A 21,465-nucleotide genomic window follows, 5' to 3' on the forward strand; every position below is an offset into this window, starting at 1 on the left:
TGACAGAGACTAGGACGATGGGGTGCCGAAATCGCCGTGACGCCCCGCACCGTCACTGAACCGGCTCGCGCCCTTCACGGCCTCTTCGGCGAGCCCGCCGCCGATCAGCGCGTTGGAGAACTCGGCGCGCATCGCCTCTTCTTCGGTGAGCCCGTACTGGCCGTACGCGGATTTGCGATCCGCGCGCAGACAGGCTTGCGGGAACGCGGCCAGCTCGCGCGCGAGGGCTTGCGCGGCCGAAAGCGCCTCGCCGTCGGGGACGACCCGGTTCGCGAGCCCGATCGCGAGCGCCTCGTCCGCCTCGACCGGGCGGCCGGTGAGGATCAGGTCCATCGCCCGCGAATGCCCGATCAGCCGTGGGAGCCGCACCGTGCCGCCGTCGATCAGCGGAACACCCCAGCGGCGGCAGAAGACCCCGAAGACGGCCGTGCTGTCGGCGACCCTCAGATCGCACCACAGCGCCAGTTCCAGGCCACCCGCGACGGCGTGCCCGCGGACCGCGGCGATCACCGGCTTCGACAGCGTCATCCGCGACGGCCCCATCGGCCCGTCACCCACCGGGCCGAGCGAGTTGGTGCGGTCGGTGCCGACGGCCTTCAGATCGGCTCCGGCGCAGAAGGCGTCACCCGAACCGGTGAGGACGGCGACCGCGGCCTCCTCGTCGGCGTCGAACGCGCGGAACGCTTCCGCCAGCGCGGCCGCGGTCGGCCCGTCCACCGCGTTGCGGGCCCCGGGCCGGTTCAGCGTGACCGTCGTCACCGGTCCTTCCCGGTGGACGAGAACGTTTTCGCTCATCATTCGCTCCTCGGGGGAAACCGGGTGGGCAACGAGGCCCGGATCTCCTTAAAGTGGTGACAAAGTCCGCAGTGCGCGCGGAGTCATCGTCTGGACACTACGGTGTGATGGGATGGAGCCATGTCGCCCGGCTTGAAGAAATTCGTCGTTATCGCCGTCGTCGCGCTCGTGCTCTTCTTTCTGATCAGCAGGCCGACCCAATCCGCCGACGCCGTCCACACCGCGCTCGGCTGGCTCCGGTCCGGAGCCGAAGCCATCGTGACGTTCGTCCGGAGCCTCTTCTCCTGACCCCGTCGTGACCTCACCGGTGTCCCTGGCGACGCCGGTGATCACCGTGCGCGTCCACCAGCCGTTATCACTCAGAGTCACCCGTCTCGCATTTCGGTCGGGCGACTCGACCATCCGGGTGGATTGCCCCCGAAAACCCGCTGGTCGACGAATTCGTGCCCCAGAAGCTCTGGCGGAAAAGACCTCCGCGCCCCTACGGTGCTCACATTGCGTGATCGGTTGGTCCTCCAGGCGCCGGAGCCGGCCTCCTGGGCGAAGGGTTTCCGCAGGTGCAAGCCTCAGGGCAGCGGAACTTTCAGCCGGGCAAGTAAGTCAGGACTTGTCAGTCGGGGAATCATGAGGAGGCAGGGATGACCGGAGATCCCGGAGTCGATGCGTTGATCCGGCAGTGGGCCGCCGAGCGTGAGCAGACCCCCGAGGAGCAGGAGACCGACCGGATCGCGTCCGCGTGGCTCGCCGACGCTCCCCGTCAAGCTCCCGGTATCCCCGGCCAGCGTCAGCAGTCCGGCCAGGCGCGCTGGGCGCCGGTCGAGGCCGCCGACCCCGGCTACGTCGACGCGATGCGAAGCCGTCTTCCCGAGGTTCCGCGGGACCTGCTCGTCGCGGCCGCCGGCTGGTGGCAGATGGTCGGCGGCGTCGCCGAGGCCGAAGCCTGGTGGGACGCCGGCATCAGCCCGCTCGACCAGCGTGCGCTGGACTACCGCGCGGCCGGGCTCGCCCCGTCCGACCTGAGCCGCCGTCTCGGCCCGATGACCGTCTTGCAGCACCTTCGCCGCGGCAGCGCCCCGGCCTGGTGCGTGGCACGGCTGGCGAGGCAGCAGAAGTCCGCCTGACGAGAACTTCTCGCACGCGCGGGTGAACCGGCGTGGCAGGGGCGATCTCGGCAACCGCGTAACGCTAACCTGCGCGGGCTCGTTGTTCGAGCATCGGTCGTGATCGCCACCCCACGCTGGAGGACTCGCTTCGTGCGCACCACCCCGGAAAACGACGAACTCGTCGCCGACCCGGCCAAGCCCGCTCCGCCACGCCGCGGGGTGGGCGCCGCCGTCTTCGGCAGGCTGGTCATCGTGCTGGCCGTACTGGGTCTCGCCGGGGGTGGGATCTGGCTGGTGACCAAGGCGTCCGCCCCGGTCGCGAGCCCGACGACGATGGAGATCCCCGCCCTTCAGGTCAAGGCGGCGGACGTCAAACCGGGCACGGTCGTGCCGGTCAACGCCACCCCCGCCGGCGGCGCGGCCCAGCAGACCTCGCCGCAGCAGGTACAGCCGAAACCGGGCAAGGACCCCCTGGCGGCCTGGACCGAGCGGGCCGCGCAGGCCACCGGCATCCCGGCCAGGGCGCTGCTCGCCTACGGCAACGCCGAACTGGCGATGCGCCAGATGCAGCCGAACTGCAAGATCTCGTGGGCCACCCTCGCGGGCATCGGCCGGATCGAGTCGAACCACGGCCAGTACGGCGGCGCCGTCCTCGGCCAGGACGGACGGCCCTCGAAGCCGATCATCGGCGTCCCGCTCGACGGCTCGCCCGGCGTCAAGGCGATCGGCGACACCGACGGCGGCCAGTTCGACGGCGACGCGGCCGTCGACCGCGCTGTCGGCCCGATGCAGTTCATCCCCAGCACCTGGCGCCGGTACGCCGCCGACGGCAACCGCGACGGCGTCGGCGACCCGCAGCAGATCGACGACGCGACGCTGGCGGCGGCGCGCTACCTGTGCGTGAACAACCGGGACATGTCGGCCGCCTCGGGGTGGTGGCAGGGGATCCTGTCGTACAACAACTCGACGGAGTACGCGCAGAAGGTCTTCGGGCTGGCGGACGACTACGCGAAGGCCGTCCAGACCGCTAAGTGACGCTCGGGGGTTCCGTCCTCGCATCCCCTCGCCTCGACCCAGATGTCATGAAAGGGGCTTTCAGGACGAAATATGTCCTGAAAGCCCCTTTCATGACACGCCGCGGGGCCAGGCGGGGTGACCGGGACCAAGGTCCCGACCGGCCCGGTCGCCGAACTTTCGCCGCGCGCCCAGTGCTAGCGTCGATGCGTGCCCGCCTCGTCCGTCGCCCTGCGCCGTCTCGGCATCGCCGGCGTCTGCCTGGTGAGCCTGGCGCTGTGCTGCGGGCTCGCCTGGTGGCAGTGGGAGCGGTTCTCCTCGGCCAGCGGGACGTTCCAGAACCTGGGCTACGTCCTGCAGTGGCCGCTGTTCGGGCTGTTCCCCGCGTTCATGTTCTGGCGGATCCGCAAACTCCGCCGCCAAGCCGCGGAGGCCGACACTCCGGAGCAGACGGCCGAGGCCGCCGTCCCCGAGGTGCCCGCGCCCCGGCGGAGGCCCGCCCCGGCGCCCGCTCCCGAAGACGACGAGCTCGCCGCGTACAACAAGTATTTGCGCGAACTCAACGCCCGCGACAAGTAGTTCCCAGAGAGGTTCGAGACGCTATGACCACCCGAACTGACGACGCCGCCCCGGCCCGCTCGGTCTCGCTGGGCGGGCCGCTGATCCGGTTCCGCTTCGCGGCGTACGCCACCGGTGTGGCCCTGCTCGGGCTGGTCGTCGAGATGCTGCTGCAGTACGTCTTCAGTGTGGAACTGCCCCAGTTCGTGAAGATGATCCCCATGGTCCACGGCGGGCTTTACCTGATCTACCTGCTGCTCGCGGTCGACCTCGCGATCAAGGCCCGCTGGTCGATGAAGGGCACTCTCCTCGTGCTGATCGCCGGCTGCATCCCGTTCTTCTCCTTCGTGATGGAACGCAAGGTCACGCACAAGGTCCAGGCGGGCGTGAAGCTCTAAGCCCGGCGCCGGAAGGTCAGCGCCACCCCGAAGGACAAAGCCGTCACCACGGCGGCGGTGGCGAACGCCGCGGTCATCCCGTCGACCGTGGTCTCCGCCGGGCTCCCGGACGGGGTCCGCGTCACCGCGCCGAACACGGTGATCAGGATCGCGAGCCCCAAGGTCGCCCCGACCTGCTGCAACGTCTGCAGGACGCCGCCCGCCGCACCCGCGTCTTCGGTGGGCACGGTCGCCATGATGATCACGCTGAGCGGGGAGAACGCCAGCCCCGCGCCGACACCCATCAGCAGCATCGGGCCGAGCAGGTGCGAGAAGTACCCGCTGTCGGTGGTGAGGGTGGTCAGCCAGACGACGCCGCCGGTCATCAACGCCGTCCCGGTCAGCGCCAGCGGTTTCGGGCCGAACCGGGGGAGAAGCTTCGGGATCAGCCTGCTGAGCCCGAACATGCACACCGCCATCGGCAAGAAGGCGAACCCGGTCTCCAGCGCGGCGAAACCCGCGATGTCCTGCAGGAACTGGGTCAAGAAGAAGAACATGGACATCATGGCCATCGGCCCGAGGAAGAAGTTGACGTAGGCCGCGGCCCGGTTGCGTTCCGCGAACAGCCGCAGCGGGATGAGCGGCTGGCTCACCCTGGTTTCGATCGTGAGGAACGCGGCCAGCAGGGCCAGCCCGGCCGCGAGGCTGCCGAGGGTGACGGTGTCGCCCCAGCCGTCCGACGCGGCGTGGGTGAACGCGAACACGAGCGAGCCGACGCCGAAGGTGCCGGTGAACGCGCCGGGGAGGTCCAGGCGTGCCCGTCGGCGAGGGGGATCGGCGACGTATCGCGAGGTGAGCAGGACGATCGCGAGCCCGAACGGGACGTTGATGTACAGCGCCGCCCGCCACGAGATCCATTCGGTCAGCAGCCCGCCGAGCAGCAGGCCGATCGCGAAACCGCCGCTGGACATCGCCGAGAACAGTGCCAGCGCGCGCACCCTGGCCTTGGCCTCGGTGAACGTGCTGGTGATCAGCGCCAAGGTGCTCGGCCCGGCCATCGCGGCGCCGACACCCTGGGCGATCCGGGCCGCGATGAGCATCTCCGCCGAGCCGGCGAGGCCGCCGAGCAGGGAGGCGGCGGTGAACACGGCCGCGCCGACGACGAACATCCGGCGGCGGCCGAACAGGTCGCCCGCGCGCCCGCCGAGCAGCAGCAAGCCGCCGAAGACGAGGCTGTACGCCGTCATCACCCAGGACAGGCCGGTGTCGGTGAAGCCGAGTTCGGTCTGGATCCGGGGGAGCGCGACGTTCATCACCGTCGCGTCGAGGATGAGCATGAGCTGGCAGGTCAGCACGATCGGCAGGACCAGCCGGTGTGGGGGTGGTGGGGCCTCGGCCGTCTCGGGCCTAGGCTCGGTACGCAGGGTTCGCTCGGTCAAGGAATACTCCAAAGACGTAACGAGATGAAGCGGAGAGACTCTCCACTTGAGGTCGTGAGCGATGATATGGAGAGACTCTCCGCTTACGCAAGTGGATTCGGAGAATGTCTCCGTTTTCGTCGCCCGAGGAGGTGCAGATGGTCACGGCCGATCCGGACCGGCCCATGCGCGCGGACGCCCGGCGCAACTACGAGCGCATCGTGGCGGTGGCGAAGGAGGCGTTCACCGCCGACGGCGTGGACGTGCCCGCCGACGACATCGCCAAACGCGCCGGTGTCGGCGCGGGCACGTTGTACCGGCACTTCCCGACGCGCGACAAACTGGTCGAGGCCGTCTACCGCGACGAGATCGACGGGCTGGCGCAGCAGGCCTACGACCTGCTCGAAGAGTTGCCGCCGGGGAAGGCGCTCGAGACGTGGCTGGCCACGCACGTTGTCTACGTGGTCGAGAAACACGGGCTGGCGATGACGTTGAAGGCGTCCGTCGACGCGGGCTCCGAGGTCTTCGCCTGGTGTCAGTCACGGCTGCGGGCCGCGTCCGACACGATCGTGAAGGCCGCTCAGGACGAGGGCGTGATCCGGCCCGACGTCAGAGGCGTCGACATCCTTCGGCTCGGTCACGGGGTCGGTTCGGCCGCGAGCAAGGCGTCACCCGAGGACACGGAACGGCTTCTCGCGATCGTGCTGGACGGCCTCCGGGTGTCATGAAAGGGGCTTTCAGGACAAATTTCGTCCTGAAAGCCCCTTTCATGACACCCGCCGGGACCGAGATCAGGAGCCGATCCCGGTGAGGGACCGCACCTCCATCTCGGCGTGCTTGACCGGGTCGGCCTTCGACCGGCCGACGAAAGTGCCCACGATCCCGCACAGGAACGAGAACGGGATCGACACGAGACCCGGGTTCTTCAGCGGGAACCAGTGGAAGTCGACGCTCTTGATGATCGAGTCCGCCGCCCCGGACATCACCGGTGAGAAGAACACGAGCACCAGGCTCGCGATCAGCCCGCCGTAGATGCCCCACAGCGTTCCGGTGGTGTTGAACCGCTTCCAGAACAGCGAGAACAGCAGCGTCGAGAGGTTCGCCGACGCCGCGACCGCGAACGCCAGCGCCACCAGGAACGCGATGTTCTGCCCGTTCGCCAGGATGCCGCCCACGATCGCGAGCGCCCCGACGGCGACCGCGGTCAGCCGGGCGACCCGGACCTCCGCGGCCGGTTCCGCGTTGCCGCGTTTGAAGATGTTGGCGTAGACGTCGTGGGCGAAGGAGGCCGACGCGGTGATCGTCAGCCCGGCGACGACGGCGAGGATGGTCGCGAAGGCCACCGCCGAGACGATGCCGAGCAGGACGGTGCCGCCGATGTTCAGCGCGAGCAGCGGCGCCGCCGAGTTCTCCCCGCCGGGCGCGTTCTTGATCGCCTCCGGGCCGACCAGCGCCGCGGCGCCGAAGCCGATGACCAGCGTGCAGAGATAGAAGACGGACATGCACGCGGTCGCCCACACCACCGAGCGCCGCGCCTCGCGCGAGTTCGGCACCGTGTAGAAGCGCATCAGCACGTGCGGGAGCGCGGCGGCGCCGAGGACCAGCGCGAGCGCCAGTGAGACGAAGTCGAGTTTCGTGACCTCGCTCTTGCCGTACGAGCCGCCCGGCTCCAGCAGTTCGTCGCCGAGCGGGCTCCGGTCGGCGGCGGCCGAGAGCAGGTTCGAGAAGCTGAAACCGAACTTGCCGAACAGGAACACGGTGATCAGCGCACCGGTCAGCAGCAGGATGGTCGCCTTGATGATCTGCACCCACGTGGTGCCCTTCATCCCGCCGACCAGCACGTACAGCACCATGACGACGCCGACGACGCCGATCACCAATGCCTGGCCGATGCCGCCGTGGATGTCCAGCAGCAACGCCACCAGCCCGCCGGCGCCCGCCATCTGCGCGAGCATGTAGAAGAAGGAGATCACCAGCGTCGACGTCGCGGCCGCGGCGCGGACCGGGCGCTGCTTCATCCGGAAGCTCAGCACGTCGCCCATGGTGAAGCGGCCGGTGTTGCGCAGCAGTTCCGCGATCAGCAGCAGGTCGACCATCCAGGCGACGAGGAACCCGATCGAGTACAGGAAGCCGTCGTAGCCGTGGATCGCGATCGCCCCGGCGATACCCAGGAACGACGCCGCCGAGAGGAAGTCACCCGAAAGCGCGATGCCGTTCTGCCGCCCGGTGAAGGCGCTGCCCGCCGCGTAGTAGTCCGAAGTGGACGAGTTGCGCGTGCTGACGCGGTACACCACGTACAGGGTGATCGCGACGAACAGCGCGAACACCGCGATGTTCAGGACCGGGTCGTTGTCGGGGATGCTCATCGTTCCTCCGCCCCGACCGACGCCCGCAACTGTTCGACCTTGGGGTCGAGCCGCTTGTTGGCGAACTTCAGGTAGCCGATCGTGATCAGGATCGTGCTGGCGAACTGGCCGAGCCCGAGCAGCATGCCGACGTTGACCTCGCCCCACACCTTCCGGCTCATGAAGTCGTGCGCGTAGGCCGCCAGCAGCACGAACGTCATGTACCAGGTGAAGAACAGCAGGCTCATCGGGAACACGAACCGCCGGAAGGTCTTGCGCAGCGCGACGAACTCCTTGCCGTGCTGGATCCGGTCGAAGTCGGGGCCGGTGCTGCGCGGCGGCGGGGGAGCGGGCTGCTGGCGCTCGCGGACGAACAGCGCGGGCATCTGCCCGGTGTCCTCGAGGGCGTTGCTCGCCGCGAACGGGCGCGCGACGTCGGGCATGGGGTTCCTCCGGGGGCTTGCTGGCATCCGGGCGCGGTGCGGAGCGCACATACTAACTTCGGCTTCCGGCGCTCTGAATAGGCGACCCCGCTTCCACGAACATGCGACCCGGTATTCGTTTTCCCCTCGGAATAGTTGTCCGGGGAATTCGTTTCGGCCGGAATGAACCGGCTTTATCACTCGTAATAGTGAGGCCGATTGTCACGCGCGGTCGTCGCCCGAACGGCCCACTGCGGCAAACGGGGAAGACGGCCACGCTGTGTCCCTCGTTTTGGTGACAGATCGTAGTTTCGCTTCCGGTGTGAAGCAGGCTTCGATACCGTGCCCGCCATCGCGGATCGGGGAAGATCCCCTGGTTCGACGATCATCCTGAAAGAAATCACCATGTCGGGCGACAAGGAACCGGCCGGATCGGCAAGGCCACAACATCGGGCACACATTTGGGCTTGACCCACCCGATGGGGGCACGGAAAGTAGTTCGACCGGGCGAAGCGGCTACCCAGCGTAGGCTGATCGGGTGACCCGGGCCCCTGATGCACCGGCGCAACCTGTAACCGGAATTCCCTCGTTTGTGACGCGGAGACGGATTTCGGGCCTTGTACATCGTTCGAATACACACTTTTCCCAGGTCAGCACCCGTGTACTGAACAGAATTGACGGCACCCGGATTGGTGTACGATTCTTTGGCCCGGCTGACCCGCTGTGATCGATTGGCAAAGAAAAGTTGATCTCGACGACCGTGCACTTCGCAGGTTGCGACCTGCACGTGCAGGTGCAAGACCTCCCGAAGCGGACCGGTGTTCCTGGGGACACCCGGATCGCCGGACGGGGTCCCTCATGTCGCGATCGATCACGTGGTCAGGCCGGGGCCGAGTTCTCCGCAGGCAGACACCTCGCGGGAACGGACGCCTCAGACCGTGCCAGGACGCCGGACAGGGAGTCACCTACGTGACCGTTGCAGGAGAAGGCCAAGTGCCTGTCGGGGAGCTGCTGGGACGCACTCCCCGGCCATCGCGGTGGGCCACCGGCTGGCGCGCACTCGTGCGCTGGCGGGACTGGAGCCTGCCGGTGAAGCTGTCGGCCGTGACGTTGGTGCCGATCCTCATCGCGCTCGCGCTGGGCATCGCCACCATCGCGGGCCAGGTCGGCCGTTCCGACGGCTACCAGCGTCTCGACCGTCTCGTCGCGTTGAGCGGGCAGATCCGCACCCTCACCGACGGACTCGGCCGTGAGCGCACCCAGTCCGCCGCGGGGCTGACCGCGGGCACCGTCGGCGGGACCCTCGAGCTCGGCTCCGCCCGTGCCGACGTCGACACCGCCATTCCCCTTTACGTGGCCGCCGCGTCCAGGGCCGTCGAGAACGAGCCGTCCCTCCGCCAGGCGCGGGACGCCGCAGCGGCCCAGCTGGAGAGGCTGGCCGACATCCGTCAGCGGGCCTCCGCCGGACAACTCGACCCCGTGCAGGCCATCGGCGAGTACACCGACGTCACCACCGCGCTGCTCGCCCTCGACACCGCGTTGGCCGCGGGCGCCAGCGAAGACGTCCTCGGCGGCACTCCCGCCGCGGTGCACGACCTCGCCGTGATGAAGGAACAGCTGTCGCTGAGCCAAGCGCTGGTCTCCTTCGGCATCGCCCGGTCGGGTCTCGCGCCGAGCGAACTCGACCAGCTGCGCACCGCCGAACTACGGCTGGCCGACCGTTTCACCGACTTCCGCGCCGCCGCTTCGGAACAGCAGCGCCAGGAGTTCGGCGCCGCCGTCACCGACGAGGCGATGGAGACCCGCGACAGGCTCGCGAAGACCGCCCTCGGCGACCAGGGCGCCCCCACCTCCCAAGCTTTCCGCACGCTGTCCGCACAGGGCTGGAACGACGCTTCGAACGCGGTGATCACCAAGACCGGTGAGGTCGCGAACAAATTCGGCGCCCAGGCGAGTTCGGTGTCGGCCGAACTGGTCGACGACGCCAGCAGCGGTGCCGGTCTGCTCGCGGTCCTGCTGTTCGGCGCGATGGTGCTCGCCGTCGCCGTCGTCTTCCTCATCACCCGTCAGCTGTTGCGCTCGCTCAAGATGCTGCGCGCCAGCGCCCTCGACGTCGCCGAGAAACAGCTGCCCGACGCGGTCCGCAACATTCAGGAGGGCCGCTCGCAGGGCACCGACGTGCAGCCGGTGCCGGTCGGCGGCGACGACGAGATCGGCGAGGTCGCCAGGGCCTTCGACAAGGTGCACCACCAGGCGCTGCGCCTGGCCACCGAGCAGGCCTCGATGCGCACCGGGTACAGCAACGTGTTCGTCAACCTCTCCCGCCGCAGCCAGAGCCTCGTGCAGCGGCAGCTGCAGCTGATCGAGCGGCTGGAGCGCGACGAAGAGGACGCGGACCAGCTGGCCACGCTGTTCCAGCTGGACCACCTCGCCACCCGCATGCGCCGCAACAACGAGAACCTGATGGTCCTCTCCGGCGCCGAGCCGGGCAGGCGGTCCGGTCAGCCGGTCTCCGCCACCGACGTGGTGCGCGCGGCGGTCTCCGAGATCGAGCAGTACCAGCGGGTCACCGTGCAGAACCCGCCGCCGGTCCGGCTGGTCGGGTACGCGGCCAACGACCTGATGCGCCTGATCGCCGAACTGCTGGACAACGCCACCGCGTTCTCCGCGCCGGAAACCCAGGTGACCATCGCGACCAGGCTCGTCGAAGACGGCTCGTTCGGCATCGACATCCTCGACAAGGGCATCGGGATGAACGAGGCCGAGGTCGCCGAGGCCAACGCCCGGCTCACCGAGGCCCCCAACGTCGACCTCGCCACCTCGCGCCGGATGGGCCTGTTCGTGGTCGGACGGCTGGCCAGCAGGCACCGCATCGCCGTCTCGCTCCACGGTGGCAAGGACATCGTGGGCGTGCGCGCCACCGTGTCGGTCCCGGCGGATCTCGTGATGGCCCCGCCCGGGGACCCCGGCCCCGCGACCGGCCCGATCACGCAGCGCCTCGCGCCGGTGCCGCCGCAGCAGCCGGGCGGCCTGCCCCGCCGCCAGCGTCCCGCGAACGGGTCACGGCCGGGCATGCCGAGCGTGCCCTCGCAGGGCGGCGAGCGGTGGCCGTCCGCGAACGATCTGGCCGGTCACACCAAGTCCGGGGTGAACGGGCACACCCACACCCAGGACCCGCGGCCGCCGTCGGATGTCGAGATCTCGGGAACGGCGCTGTTCAGCCCGATCCCCAAGGACGAGACGACGACCCCGCCCGCGCCGCAGCCCCGCGCGCCGGAACCGGAGCCCGCTTCCGAGCCCGAGCCGGTCGCGAAGGAGGCGGAGCAGCCCGCCGAGCCCGCCGAGCCCACATCGGCGTCGCTCGAAGGCGAACTGCCCAGCGGCAAGGAACTGTTCGAGGCCAAGAACAGCACCACGCTGAGCGAGTGGTGGAACCAGGCGGCCACGCCGCCTCCGGCCGTCGCCCCGCTTCCCACCGCGTCGGAGACGACGCCGATCTTCGACGAGATGCTCTCGGCGTGGTTCCGTTCGCCCGCCCCCGCTCCGGAAAAGCCCGCGGCCGAACCCGCGGCCAAGAAGGAGAAGCCGGGGAAGAAGGAGCCCGAAGAGCAGAAGGCGGCCGAGCCCGCCGCCGAAGCCGCTCCGACCGCCGAGCAGGAGGCCCGCAACTGGGACTTCGCCAGCGACAAGGCGTTCCGCACGGTCCAGGAGGTCTCGCAGACCGCGCCGTCGACGTTCACCCAGGCCGGGCTGCCGCGCCGCCGCAAGGGCGAGCAGCTCCTTCCGGGCAGCGCGACGTCGTCGGTCCCGCCCGCCGAGCCCGCCACCGGTTCGGAGCTGCCGGTCCGCGATCCGGTGAACGTGCGCGGCAGGCTGAGCAGCTTCCAGCAGGGTGTCAAACGAGGTCGTAAGGAGGCGGCGGACAAGGCCGCGCCCGCCACCACACAGCTTCCCGCGACCCAGCCGGAAGTGTCGCCGGAGCCGCCGGCACCCGAGCCCGCGAAGGCGGCGCAGTCGTCGTCGGAGATGACCGCGCGTCCGGTGACCCCGCCCGCCGCGCTGCCGAGCCGCAAACCCGAGAAGAAACCGCAGGCAGCGCCGCCGGAACCGGAACCGGTCAGCGCCGTCGAGAAGACCGACGCGTGGAACTTCGGCTCCGACGAGGGCTGGAAAGCGGCCCAAGCGGTGTCCCAGTCCGTGCCCTCGAAGATGACTTCGGCAGGATTACCCCGGCGCCGTCGCGGGGAGCAACTGCTTCCGGGCAGCGCGGGACCGCCCGCCGGGGCGGTCACCCCCCGACCACAGCGAGACGCGCACGACGTGCGCGGTCGCCTGAGCAGTTTCCAGCAGGGCATCCAGCGCGGACGGCACCACACAGCCCAGGCGACCGAAGGCAACCACGAAACCCTGGAGGGTGAATGACCTCGCCGAACCCGGCCCAGCCCCAGCAGAACCAGTTCGGGTGGCTGGTGAACGATTTCGCCGAGCGGGTACCCGGAGTGGCGCACGCCGTGGTCGTGTCGGCGGACGGCCTCCTGCTCACCGCGTCGAGCCGTCTCCCGCTGGACCGGGCCGACCAGCTGGCCGCTGTCGCGTCCGGCCTGGTGAGCCTGACCCAGGGTGCCGCGAGGTGCTTCGAGGCGGGCGCTGTCAACGAAACCGTCGTCGAGATGGAGCTCGGCATCATGGTGCTGATGTCCATCAGCGACGGTTCCTGCCTGGCCATCCTCGCCGCCCCGAACTGCGACATCGGGCAGGTCGCCTACGAGATGACGATGCTCGTCGACCGCGTCGGCCAGATCCTCACGCCGGAACTTCGCGCACAATTGCAGGGCGCCGGTGGGTCGCTGATCGGCGAACCGGTGGGATGATGTCTCGATGAGCACCGGGTCCGGATCCTTCGGCGAACCGCCGGGGACGGGTGAACACCAGCCACCGCGCGCGGGGGCTGCCAATGCTGCCGGTTCAAGGGACGACGGTACCTTCGCCGATGTCCTGAACGGCTTCACCCTGGATTCGGGCCGTGGTCGTCGGAAGCGCAAGAAGAGCAAGCAGTCCGAAGATGCCGCTGTTTCCCGGGCGGGTGGGGCCCACGCCGCCGGGGAATCGGCAGTCCCGCAGCCGACCGATCAAGGAGACCGCGTGACCTCACTTGCTTCTCCACCCAACAGCGGCGCTGACGCCGTTGGGCCGAGACCAGGTGGTCTGTTCGACCCGGGCCCGCCGAGTGGCGAGTTCATCATGCCCGCCGTGTTCGAGCAGGCGCACTCACCGTTCGAGGAGACGGCGATCGTCCGTCCCTATGCCCTCACCGGCGGCCGGACCAAGGCGAACTACGCTCTCGAGTTGGAGACCCTCATCTCCACCAAGGACCATGTCGCCGCGGGTAGCCTCCCCTCGGTGGCCGTGGGGCAGATCGAGTGCATTTCGATCATCGAGGAGTGCCGGACCCCGCGTTCGGTCGCCGAGATCGCGGCGACCCTGCGCGTACCGCTGGGTGTGGCACGCGTGCTGATCAGTGACGCGGCGGACGCGGGGCTGGTCAGCGTGCACAAGACGATTTCGGGCAATGACGGCGCCGAGGCACATCTGGTGTTGATGGAAAGGGTTTTGAGTGGACTCCGTCGGCTTTAAGGCACCGCGGGAAACCGCGCCCCCGACCATGACATCCGCGAAGATCGTCGTGGCGGGTGGCTTCGGTGCGGGCAAGACGACCTTCGTCGGTTCGGTGTCGGAGATCGTCCCGCTCACCACCGAGGCGATGATGACGGACGCCAGTCGGGGGATCGACAACCTCGACCAGACGCCCAACAAGTCGACCACCACGGTCGCGATGGACTTCGGCCGGGTCTCCCTCGACGCGGACCTGATCCTCTACCTGTTCGGCACGCCCGGGCAGCAGCGGTTCTGGTTCATGTGGGACGACCTCGTGCGCGGCGCGATCGGTGCCGTGGTGCTGGCCGACACGCGACGGCTGGCCGATTCGTTCGCGCCGATCGACTTCTTCGAGGACCGGGGCCTGCCCTACATCGTCGGGGTCAACACCTTCGACGGCGTCCTCGAGCACGACATCAACGACGTGCGTGAAGCGCTGTCGATCGACCCCAACATCCCGATCGTCCGGTGTGACGCGCGGGAGCGGGAGTCGACGAAACAGACGCTGATCACGCTGGTCGAGTACGCGATGCGGCAGTGGATCGCGTTGCGCGCGAGCAACTCGAGGTGATCCTGACGGCGGCAGCGTAGGGGCTGCCGCCCCGGTTTCACACCGTTTCGTAGGTCAGCAGTACCGCGCACCCGTCCATCGTCCGGGTGCCGGTCAGCCGCAGATCCGTGCGCGCCCCGCCCCCGAACACCTGCTTGCCGCCGCCGAGCACCACCGGGTGCACGACGACATGGGCCTCGTCGATCAGGCCGCGGTCCGACAGCGCGGTGGCCAGCTCGGCCCCGCCCATCAGCAGCAGATCCTTACCGGGCCTGCTCTTGAGTTCGGTGACCCGTTCGGTGAGGTCACCGCCGACCACTTCGGTGCCCCAGCCGGCCTTTTCCAGCGTCCGGGAGAAGACGATCTTCGGCGTCTCGCGCCAGATCGGGGCGTACTCGACGTCGTGCGGGTGATCCGACAGCGATTCGGCCCGCGGCCAGAACGACGACATCATGTCCCACACACGCCGCCCGTAGACGAGGGTGTCGGCGCGGTCGGTCAGTTCCTGGGAGTGGGCGGACAGTTCCGGGCCCATCGCGGCCCAGTCGAACTCGCCGTCCGGGCCTTCGATACGGCCGTCGAGCGAGGTGTGGACGGCGTAGACGAGCTTGCGCATGGCTTGATCCCTCCGGTGTGGCGCCCGCCTTCCGGGCGCCGGTCACCAAGGGGTCGGAGCGGTCGTGGGGTTCTCGACATGCCCGGCCCGCGTTCAGCGGTTCGTGAAGGCATCCTTCCTCGCTCTCAAGGTAGGGGCCCGGCAAAATCAGCTATCCGTACGTGTCAGGTTTCGGCTGACGAGCCCACACCCTCGCCCCCTGCGACCGGCGGATAGCCGACTTTGCCGGGGCCCTGCTCTCAAGGTAGGGAAGGAGGCTTTCACGGCTCGGAACACACACAGTGAGGGACTCGGTTCGGCAGCGGGACCGGTTCGCCCGACCCGCGCCTGAAGACGACGCCTTTGCCCTACCCTTCGATAACCGTCCTTTGCCACTGACTCAGTATTCGTCGTGCAGCTTCCACCAGTGCCCCGGCCCGTCCGTCCCGCGGCCGGACTCCTCCCATGCCTCCTGCCGCCCGAACGGCGTCAGATCCAGGTATCGCAGCGTCCCCACCAGCTGGTCGCCGCCGCGATCGGTGGTGAAGTAGGTCCGGAACACCTCGTCGCCGTCGCGCAGGAAGACGCTGATCCCGAACCCGGCGCCGACGTCGCAGGCCGCGTTGAAGTCGCCGCCGGTCGAGACCCACGGGACGGTCCAGCCCATCCGCTCCTTGTACCGCTCGATCTCGGGCAGTGTCGCGGGCGCGACCACGGACAGTGTCGTGTCCCGGGCGTGCAGGTGGGCGAGGTGACCGATGTTGTCCACGACCATCGAGCAGCCCGGGCAGCCCGCCTTCTGCCCGGGAGCGAGCATGAAGTGGTAGACGATCAGCTGACGTCGTCCCTCGAACAGGTCCAGCAGCGTCACCCGGCCCTGGGGTCCTTCGAACTCGTAGCCGCCGTCGAAGCGGACCATCGGCAGCCGCCGTCGTTCGGCGGCGACCGCGTCCGCGGCACGGGTGAGCTCTTTTTCCTTGGCCAGCAACGCTTCGCGCGCTGTCCGCCATTCGTCCTGCGAGACGATTTCCGGCAGTGCCGTGGTCTCAGTCATCGCGATCGCCTTTCTGTAGTTCGGCCAGATGACTTTCCAGCCTGTCGAAGCCGCCGTCCCAGAACCGCCGGTACCGCTCGACCCAGTCGGCGATGTCGCCGAGCGGGGCGGCCTCCAGCCGGCAGGGCCGCCATTGCGCCGTCCGGCTCCGGCTGATCAAGCCCGCGCGCTCGAGGACCTTCAGATGCTTGGAGATGGCCTGGAGGCTGACCGGAAAGGGCTCGGCGAGCTCGTTGACGCTGGCCTCGCCGGTGGAGAGCCGGGCGAGGATCGCCCGGCGGGTGGGGTCCGCCAGGGCGGCGAATGTGGCGCTGAGCTGATCAGTGGTCATCTTTGCTCAATCAATCGGTTGTTTAACCCTTTGGTTGAATATACTGGTACGAGTTGATCTGTCAAGGACGAGTGAGAGGGCCGTCACGCGAGTGGATGGGTTTAAAATAGTCGGAAGTCCAAGTATTTTGGAGAGATGAGCAGCGACCTGCACCGGCCCGTGAACCCAGTTCGCTTCGTGACGGCGTCGAGCCTCTTCGACGGCCACGACGCGTCCATCAACATCATGCGGCGGATCCTGCAGTCGCAAGGTGCGGAGGTCGTGCACCTCGGGCACAACCGGTCGGTCGACGAGGTCGCCACCGCGGCCATCGCCGAGGACGTCCAGGGTGTGGCCATCAGCGCCTACCAGGGCGGGCACGTCGAGTACTTCAGCTACCTGGTCGAGCTGCTGAACGAACGCGGTGCCGGGCACATCAAGGTGTTCGGCGGCGGGGGCGGTGTCATCGTCCGCGAGGAGATCGACCTGCTGCACTCGCGGGGCGTCGCCCGGATCTTCTCGCCCGAGGACGGCTACGAGATGGGCCTCCCGGGCATGATCAACCTGATGATCAAGGCCTGCGACACCGATCTGTCCGCGGAGTCGCCCGGCTCGCTGGACAAACTGCTTTCGGGTGACATCCCGGCGCTGTCCCGCGTCATCACCCAGCTCCAGCGTGAAACCCTGCCGCGGGAGTGGCTCGACAAGATCGCCGAGTCCGCCAAGGCGCGGACGACGCCGGTGCTGGGCATCACCGGAACGGGTGGTTCGGGAAAGTCGTCGCTCACCGACGAACTGATCCGGCGGTTCCGGCTCGACCAGGAGGACAAGCTCCGCATCGCCGTGCTCGCCGTCGACCCGTCGCGCCGCAAGGGCGGGGGAGCGCTGCTCGGCGACCGGATCCGGATGAACTGTCTCGACGGCAGCCCCGTCTACTTCCGTTCGCTGGCCACGCGGACCACCAGCGGCGAGATCCCCACCGGGCTTTCGGAGTCGATCCTCGCCTGCAAGGCCGCGGGCTTCGACCTCGTGATCGTCGAGACCCCGGGTATCGGCCAGGGTGACGCCGGCATCGTCGACTACGTGGACCAGTCGCTGTACGTCATGACGCCGGAGTTCGGCGCCGCGTCGCAGCTGGAGAAGATCGACATGCTCGACTTCGCCGACGCGGTGGCGATCAACAAGTTCGAGCGCCGCGGCGCCGAAGACGCCCGCCGTGACGTCGCGCGCCAGCTCGTCCGCAACCGTGAGGCGTTCAGCTCCTCGCCCGAGGACATGCCGGTCTACGGCACCAGCGCCGCGAAGTTCAACGACGACGGTGTCACCGCGCTCTACCAGCACTTGCGCGACACGCTCGCCGAACGCGGCCTGACCGTCTCGCCCGGGGTGCTCCCGAAGGTCGCGGGCAAGGTGTCCACCGACGCCAGCACGATCATCCCGGCCAACCGGACGCGCTACCTCGCGGAAATCTCCGACACCGTCCGCGGCTATCACACCAAGACCGAGCAGCAGGTCGCCGCGCTCCGCAAACGCGAGCACCTCGCCGTCGCCAAAGAAGCGCTGGCCGCGGTCGACGCGAGCACCGACGCGCTCGACGGCCTGCTCGCCGCCGCCGAATCCGATGTGGACGGTGAGTCGACGAATCTGCTGGCACGCTTCAGTGAGCTCGCCGAGTCCTACCGCGCCGACGAACTGGTCGTGAAGATCCGCGACAAGGAACTGCACACCCAGCTCTGGCGCGAGACGCTGTCCGGCAACCGGATCCCGCGCGTGGCGCTGCCGCGCTACACCGAGTCCGGTGAGCTGCTGTCGTTCCTGCGCCGCGAGCACCTGCCTGGATACTTCCCCTACACCGCGGGTGTTTTCCCGTTCAAGCGCGAGGGTGAGGACCCGGCGCGGATGTTCGCCGGCGAAGGCGATCCCTTCCGCACCAACAAGCGGTTCAAACTGCTCTCGGCCGACTCCGACGCGAAGCGCCTTTCGACCGCGTTCGACTCCGTGACGCTCTACGGGCACGACCCGCACACCCGTCCCGACATCTACGGCAAGGTCGGCACGTCCGGCGTCTCCATCGCGACGCTCGAGGACATGGAGGTGCTCTACGACGGCTTCGACCTGACGTCGCCGAGCACGTCGGTGTCGATGACGATCAACGGCCCGGCACCGACGATCCTCGCGTTCTTCCTCAACACCGCGATCGACCAGCGGGTCGAGGCGTTCAAGGCCGAACACGGCCGCGAGCCGTCCGAAAACGAGGCCGCCGAACTGCGCGAATGGGCGCTGCGCAACGTCCGCGGCACCGTGCAGGCGGACATCCTCAAGGAGGACCAGGGGCAGAACACCTGCATCTTCTCCACCGAGTTCAGCCTGCGCATGATGGCCGACATCCAGGAATGGTTCATCGACCACGGCGTCCGGAACTTCTACTCGGTGTCGATCTCCGGCTATCACATCGCCGAGGCCGGGGCGAACCCGATCTCGCAGCTGGCGTTCACCCTGTCGAACGGTTTCACCTACGTCGAGAGCTACCTCGCGCGCGGGATGAGCATCGACGACTTCGCGCCGAACCTGTCGTTCTTCTTCTCCAACGGCATGGACGCCGAATACTCGGTGCTGGGCCGGGTCGCCCGCCGGATCTGGGCCGTCGCGATGAAGGAACGCTACGGCGCCAACGAGCGCTCGCAGAAGCTCAAGTACCACGTGCAGACCTCCGGCCGGTCGCTGCACGCGCAGGAGATGAGCTTCAACGACATCCGGACCACGCTGCAGGCGCTGTGCGCGCTGTACGACAACGCGAACTCCCTGCACACCAACGCTTTCGACGAGGCGATCACGACGCCGTCGGAGAGCTCGGTCCGGCGCGCGATGGCCATCCAGATGATCATCAACAAGGAATGGGGCCTGTCGAAGAACGAGAACCCGTTGCAGGGCTCGTTCATCATCGACGAGCTGACCGAGTTGGTCGAAGAGGCCGTCCTGCTGGAGTTCGACCGGATCTCCGAACGCGGCGGCGTGCTGGGCGCGATGGAGACCGGCTACCAGCGCGGCAAGATCCAGGACGAGTCGATCCTCTACGAACGCCAGAAGCACGACGGCACGCTGCCGATCATCGGCGTCAACACCTTCCGCAACCCGCACGGCGGCGAGAACGACGTCGAGGTGGAGCTGGCGCGGGCGACCGAGGACGAAAAGGTGTCGCAGCTGAACCGGCTGGAGGACTTCCAGCACCGGCACCACGCCGAGGCGCAGGTCGCGCTCAAGACGCTGCGCGAGGCGGCGACCCGCGGCGGCAACCTGTTCGGCGTGCTGATGGACGCGGCCCGGGTGTGCTCGCTCGGCCAGATCACCGAGGCGTTCTTCGAGGTCGGGGGGCAGTACCGCCGCAACGTCTGACGGCGCGGGAATATCGCGGGGCGTGTTCGGGTAGTTGCAGAACATGGAGATCGGAATCGCCACCTTCATCACCGATGAAGGCATCAGGCCGGACGTCCTCGCAGCCGCGGCGGAAGAGCGCGGGTTCAGCTCGCTGCACATCGCGGAGCATTCGCACATCCCGGTCAGCCGGGAAACGCCGTACCCGGGCGGTGGCGACCTGCCGCGCGTGTACTACCGGACGTTGGACCCGTTCGTCGCGCTGACCGCGGCGGCCGGTGCCACGTCGACGCTGAAACTGGGCACGGGGGTCGCGTTGCTGCAGCAGCGCGACGTCATCCACACGGCGAAGGAGGTCGCTTCGCTGGACCTGGTTTCGCGAGGCCGGTTCCTCTTCGGCGTCGGCGTCGGGTGGAACCGGGAGGAAATGCGCAATCACGGCACGGATCCGCGGACACGGGGCGTGCTCGTCGACGAGCAGCTCGCCGCCTTGAAGGAGATCTGGACCAAGGACGAGGCCGAGTTCCACGGCGAGCACATCGACTTCGACCCGATCTTCGCGTGGCCCAAGCCGGTGCAGAAGCCGCATCCGCCGATCTACATCGGCGGCGCGGGGGAGAAGGCGATGGAGCGGATCGCCAAGTACGGCGACGGCTGGCTTCCCCACGCCCACACCCCGCCGGAGGAACTCCGCCGGGCGCGCCAGTGGCTGGCCGACCAGGGCCGGAGCGACATCAAGTTCTCGGCCTTCGGCGCCACCCCGGAGGAGGACGCGCTCGGCAAGCTGGCCGACGGCGGCGTCGACGAGGCCACGCTCTTCCTGCCGACCGAGCCCGAAGCGGCCACACTGGAGCGACTCGACCAGTACGCGAAGGTCGCCGAAAGCGTTCGAAAGGGGCAGCAGGCGTGACTGAGGTTCAAATCGGCTTGGCCGCGGCACTCGAGCAGTTCTCGCCGCGCGAGTCGATCCGGCTGGCCGCGCTCGGCGAACAGCACGGATTCTCCGGCCAGATGGCCGCCGACCACTTCCAGCCGTGGGTCCCTCAACAGGGTGAAGCTTCCTTTGTGTGGAGCGTGCTCGCGTCGCTGGCCGAGAACACCACCGGGGATCTCGGGCCGGGCGTGACCTGCCCGTCGTTCCGGCTGCACCCGTCGATGGTCGCGCAGGCCGCGGCGACGCTGGAAGCGACCTACCCGGGCCGGACCTGGCTCGGCATCGGCTCCGGCGAGGCGCTCAACGAACACATCATCGGCGGCTACTGGCCCGAAGCGCCCGAGCGGGTGCGGCGGATGTTCGAGGCGCTCGAGGTCATCCGGAAGCTGTTCACCGGCAAGGACGTCAAGCACAGCGGCGAGTTCTTCAAACTGCACACCACCCGGCTGTGGACGCTGCCGGACGAGCCGCCGCCGATCTACATCGCGTCGGCGGGCCCGTACACCTCGCGCAAGACCGGCGAACTCGCGGACGGGCTGATCACGCCGGGCGCGTCGATCGAGAAGCTGGCGGGGATCCTCGACAACTTCGGGACCGGCGCGCGCAAGGCGGGCAAGGACCCGGACGCGATGCCGAAGCTGCTGCAGGTGCACCTGTCGTGGGCCGAGGACGACGAGACGGCGTGGGCCAACGCGATGGACCAGTGGCCCAACGGCGGCATGAAGTTCCCAAAGGCCGACATCCGCTCGCCGTTCGACTTCGCGCAGATGGCGAAACTGGTGCGGCGCGAGGACTTCGAGGGCCGCATGGTCGTCTCGTCCGACCCGGACGTGCACCGTGCCGCGCTGCAGAAGTACGTCGATGCCGGCTTCAACCGGATCTACGTGCACAACGTGGGGCGGAACCAGGACGCGTTCATCGAGACCTTCGGGCGGGACGTGCTCCCGAAGCTCACCGCCTGAG

At 68.5% G+C, this 21,465-nt stretch carries 20 protein-coding genes; 13 read left to right on the forward strand and 7 right to left on the reverse strand.

Features of this window, described 5'->3' with window-relative positions:
• Positions 1-9 precede the first annotated feature (9 nt).
• Positions 10-795, reverse strand: a complete 786-nt coding sequence (locus tag ACZ5IK_RS12030) for a crotonase/enoyl-CoA hydratase family protein (RefSeq protein ID WP_465487725.1) — start codon at positions 793-795, stop codon at positions 10-12.
• Positions 796-915: 120 nt separating this feature from the next.
• Here ACZ5IK_RS12030 and ACZ5IK_RS12035 point away from each other — a divergent pair, with 120 nt between their 5' ends.
• From ACZ5IK_RS12035 to ACZ5IK_RS12055, 5 genes are all read left to right on the forward strand, one after another.
• Positions 916-1,083 (forward strand): hypothetical protein, encoded by a 168-nt coding sequence (locus tag ACZ5IK_RS12035; protein ID WP_007033704.1) that lies wholly within the window; start codon positions 916-918, stop codon positions 1,081-1,083.
• Between the two features lie 350 nt (positions 1,084-1,433).
• On the forward strand, positions 1,434-1,916 hold the full coding sequence (locus ACZ5IK_RS12040) for a transcriptional regulator (RefSeq protein WP_101606484.1): 483 nt from the start codon (positions 1,434-1,436) through the stop codon (positions 1,914-1,916).
• 132 nt (positions 1,917-2,048) lie between these two features.
• Positions 2,049-2,933 (forward strand): lytic transglycosylase domain-containing protein, encoded by an 885-nt coding sequence (locus tag ACZ5IK_RS12045; RefSeq protein WP_101606485.1) that lies wholly within the window; start codon positions 2,049-2,051, stop codon positions 2,931-2,933.
• A 189-nt stretch (positions 2,934-3,122) separates the two neighbouring features.
• A complete protein-coding gene (locus tag ACZ5IK_RS12050; protein WP_168214266.1) occupies positions 3,123-3,491 on the forward strand; it encodes a hypothetical protein in 369 nt (122 codons plus the stop codon).
• A gap of 23 nt (positions 3,492-3,514) precedes the next feature.
• On the forward strand, positions 3,515-3,868 hold the full coding sequence (locus ACZ5IK_RS12055; RefSeq protein ID WP_410602172.1) for a DUF3817 domain-containing protein: 354 nt from the start codon (positions 3,515-3,517) through the stop codon (positions 3,866-3,868).
• On the opposite strand, the gene ACZ5IK_RS12060 is transcribed toward ACZ5IK_RS12055, so the two are convergent.
• A complete protein-coding gene (locus tag ACZ5IK_RS12060) occupies positions 3,865-5,286 on the reverse strand; it encodes an MFS transporter (protein ID WP_465487726.1) in 1,422 nt (473 codons plus the stop codon). The genes ACZ5IK_RS12055 and ACZ5IK_RS12060 overlap by 4 nt on opposite strands.
• Before the next feature lie 137 nt (positions 5,287-5,423).
• Here ACZ5IK_RS12060 and ACZ5IK_RS12065 point away from each other — a divergent pair, with 137 nt between their 5' ends.
• Complete coding sequence (locus ACZ5IK_RS12065; RefSeq protein WP_465487727.1) at positions 5,424-5,993, forward strand: TetR/AcrR family transcriptional regulator; 570 nt, start codon at positions 5,424-5,426, stop codon at positions 5,991-5,993.
• Positions 5,994-6,056: 63 nt separating this feature from the next.
• Here the strand turns inward: ACZ5IK_RS12065 and ACZ5IK_RS12070 are convergent, their stop codons facing one another.
• Together ACZ5IK_RS12070 and ACZ5IK_RS12075 are read right to left on the reverse strand one after the other, a co-directional pair.
• Positions 6,057-7,631: a solute symporter family protein gene (locus ACZ5IK_RS12070; protein WP_101606487.1), complete on the reverse strand. Its 1,575-nt coding sequence runs from the start codon at positions 7,629-7,631 to the stop codon at positions 6,057-6,059.
• Positions 7,628-8,053: a DUF485 domain-containing protein gene (locus ACZ5IK_RS12075; RefSeq protein WP_465487728.1), complete on the reverse strand. Its 426-nt coding sequence runs from the start codon at positions 8,051-8,053 to the stop codon at positions 7,628-7,630. Before ACZ5IK_RS12075 ends, ACZ5IK_RS12070 begins: the two co-directional genes overlap by 4 nt.
• 972 nt (positions 8,054-9,025) lie before the next feature.
• On the opposite strand from ACZ5IK_RS12075, the gene ACZ5IK_RS12080 reads away from it, so the two are divergent.
• Genes ACZ5IK_RS12080 through ACZ5IK_RS12095 form a run of 4 tightly spaced genes read left to right on the forward strand, consistent with a single transcriptional unit; the run spans position 9,026 to position 14,258 of the window.
• The gene (locus ACZ5IK_RS12080) at positions 9,026-12,454 is read left to right on the forward strand and encodes a sensor histidine kinase (protein WP_465487729.1); all 3,429 of its coding nucleotides are present in this window, start codon (positions 9,026-9,028) and stop codon (positions 12,452-12,454) included.
• Complete coding sequence (locus ACZ5IK_RS12085; protein ID WP_005166055.1) at positions 12,451-12,903, forward strand: roadblock/LC7 domain-containing protein; 453 nt, start codon at positions 12,451-12,453, stop codon at positions 12,901-12,903. The genes ACZ5IK_RS12080 and ACZ5IK_RS12085 overlap by 4 nt, the downstream gene beginning before the upstream one ends.
• Before the next feature lie 7 nt (positions 12,904-12,910).
• Entirely contained in the window at positions 12,911-13,666 is a 756-nt protein-coding gene (locus tag ACZ5IK_RS12090; RefSeq protein WP_465487730.1) for a DUF742 domain-containing protein, read from the forward strand.
• 28 nt (positions 13,667-13,694) lie between these two features.
• Positions 13,695-14,258 (forward strand): GTP-binding protein, encoded by a 564-nt coding sequence (locus ACZ5IK_RS12095; RefSeq protein WP_101606490.1) that lies wholly within the window; start codon positions 13,695-13,697, stop codon positions 14,256-14,258.
• Positions 14,259-14,295: 37 nt separating this feature from the next.
• Here the strand turns inward: ACZ5IK_RS12095 and ACZ5IK_RS12100 are convergent, their stop codons facing one another.
• The 3 genes from ACZ5IK_RS12100 to ACZ5IK_RS12110 all read right to left on the reverse strand — a co-directional run bounded on the left by ACZ5IK_RS12100 (position 14,296) and on the right by ACZ5IK_RS12110 (position 16,217).
• Positions 14,296-14,853, reverse strand: coding sequence for a dihydrofolate reductase family protein (locus ACZ5IK_RS12100; protein WP_465487731.1), 558 nt, complete (start codon positions 14,851-14,853; stop codon positions 14,296-14,298).
• A 379-nt stretch (positions 14,854-15,232) separates the two neighbouring features.
• Positions 15,233-15,886: a DUF899 domain-containing protein gene (locus ACZ5IK_RS12105; RefSeq protein ID WP_465487732.1), complete on the reverse strand. Its 654-nt coding sequence runs from the start codon at positions 15,884-15,886 to the stop codon at positions 15,233-15,235.
• Positions 15,879-16,217: an ArsR/SmtB family transcription factor gene (locus ACZ5IK_RS12110; protein ID WP_101606493.1), complete on the reverse strand. Its 339-nt coding sequence runs from the start codon at positions 16,215-16,217 to the stop codon at positions 15,879-15,881. Before ACZ5IK_RS12110 ends, ACZ5IK_RS12105 begins: the two co-directional genes overlap by 8 nt.
• 135 nt (positions 16,218-16,352) lie before the next feature.
• On the opposite strand from ACZ5IK_RS12110, the gene icmF reads away from it, so the two are divergent.
• The 3 genes from icmF to ACZ5IK_RS12125 are packed head-to-tail and all read left to right on the forward strand — an operon-like array spanning position 16,353 to position 21,464.
• Positions 16,353-19,589 (forward strand): fused isobutyryl-CoA mutase/GTPase IcmF, encoded by a 3,237-nt coding sequence (gene icmF / locus ACZ5IK_RS12115; RefSeq protein WP_465487733.1) that lies wholly within the window; start codon positions 16,353-16,355, stop codon positions 19,587-19,589.
• Between the two features lie 43 nt (positions 19,590-19,632).
• On the forward strand, positions 19,633-20,478 hold the full coding sequence (locus ACZ5IK_RS12120) for an LLM class F420-dependent oxidoreductase (protein WP_465487734.1): 846 nt from the start codon (positions 19,633-19,635) through the stop codon (positions 20,476-20,478).
• Positions 20,475-21,464, forward strand: a complete 990-nt coding sequence (locus ACZ5IK_RS12125; RefSeq protein ID WP_465487735.1) for a TIGR03557 family F420-dependent LLM class oxidoreductase — start codon at positions 20,475-20,477, stop codon at positions 21,462-21,464. Before ACZ5IK_RS12120 ends, ACZ5IK_RS12125 begins: the two co-directional genes overlap by 4 nt.
• The last annotated feature ends 1 nt before the right edge of the window (position 21,465 follow it).

The sequence above is a fragment of the Amycolatopsis sp. NPDC031561 genome (assembly GCF_055580625.1).